Source organism: Psychrobacter sp. T6-1 (assembly GCF_052258445.1).
Genome location: NZ_JBQQFC010000528.1, coordinates 1 through 1,126, shown reverse-complemented (window position 1 = coordinate 1,126; position 1,126 = coordinate 1). Strand labels below are relative to the sequence as shown.

Below are 1,126 nucleotides of genomic sequence, written 5' to 3'. Positions count from 1 at the left end.
GTCAATAGGCACTGAGTTAATGCGGCATCGGACGTATCGTCAAGATCTGCTCGCTGCGACCAAAGGGTCCCTGCACATCATGAAGCACCGCACTGGTCACGCCAATACCATCTTCGCCGTACTGCTGCACCGCCTCGATTCCGAGCCAAGCCCCTTTTGGCTCTCGGTGCATGTGAATTTGCAGGTCAGTATTGGGGAACATCCATTCAAGCTTTGAGAGCCCAAGACCAAGCCTTGGCACCACGCCATTCGCCGTATCTACCATACCCAATAGATGCACCACATCGCTTGTCGGCGTCCCCTCTACCATCTCCAAATCATTGGTGATCCAGACCATACCCCGACCTGCGCGGCGATTAGCATCAGAGACCAAGCTTACGGTTTTGATAAAACCGCCCGGCCAGCCTTTCATGCCATCCCAGCTCTGCAAATCTTCAGGCTGGTGTTTGGCTGGCGCGTCCTCTAACCCTGCAATGACGCTAGTGTCTTGCGTCATGAGTCGCCAAGCGCGGGCAATGATACAATCGCGACCACGGCTACTCATGACCGCCTCGACAAGCTCAATGGTTCTACCTGGACGAATACAGCGCGTAGTAATCGTAAAGTCGTCGAGCGGTATTAGCCCCAAAATATCTAAGCTAATACGCGCAACACGCATGTTGTCTTGCAGATTAAAGCCAATGAGCTCAGAGGTCAGCAGGCCTGTCGCTGGTGCCATATGCTGCTCATGCTCATTCCAAGCGCCTTGTGCATGTTTGGTGGGGCGATACTGCGCCACCGTGCTACCGTCTTCTTGCTGCTGACGGCCGATAAATTCATAATATGCGGCCATAATTAACCTTCATTTAATTGAGTGAGATCTTGTTGTCTCATTTTTAAAATTCTGCGAGCTTTGATAATAAAGAAAAGTAAAACCACCATAAGCAACGTTAGCGCGGCATAAAAAAGACTTTTTTCTCTGATAAAGTGGATCATATTGATACTTAGTACAAAGATAACCATAACAATTACAAATAGGTTTATCTTCAACTGTTTAGCAATCTGAGCACTATCAGCAGTAGCTAAGTCAAACTTTGTCCTATGTTTTTTCATGACGTCTTCTCTTACCCTTATTTCTCTTACTCTT

The 1,126-nt window shown here is 48.1% G+C and carries 2 protein-coding genes; both read right to left on the bottom strand.

The window, feature by feature from the left end; genetic code table 11:
- Nucleotides 1–16 precede the first annotated feature (16 nt).
- Nucleotides 17–832: a thioesterase family protein gene (locus tag ACTXGO_RS14345; protein WP_443574990.1), complete on the bottom strand. Its 816-nt coding sequence runs from the start codon at nucleotides 830–832 to the stop codon at nucleotides 17–19.
- Nucleotides 833–834: 2 nt separating this feature from the next.
- On the bottom strand, nucleotides 835–1,126 hold a 292-nt coding region (locus ACTXGO_RS14340; protein WP_443574989.1), incomplete at its 5' end, for a hypothetical protein.

Coding starts and splice junctions, on each gene's coding strand:
- ACTXGO_RS14345 (WP_443574990.1), bottom strand. CDS start 832: ATGGCCGCATATTATGAATTTATCGGCCGTCAGCAGCAAGAAGACGGT.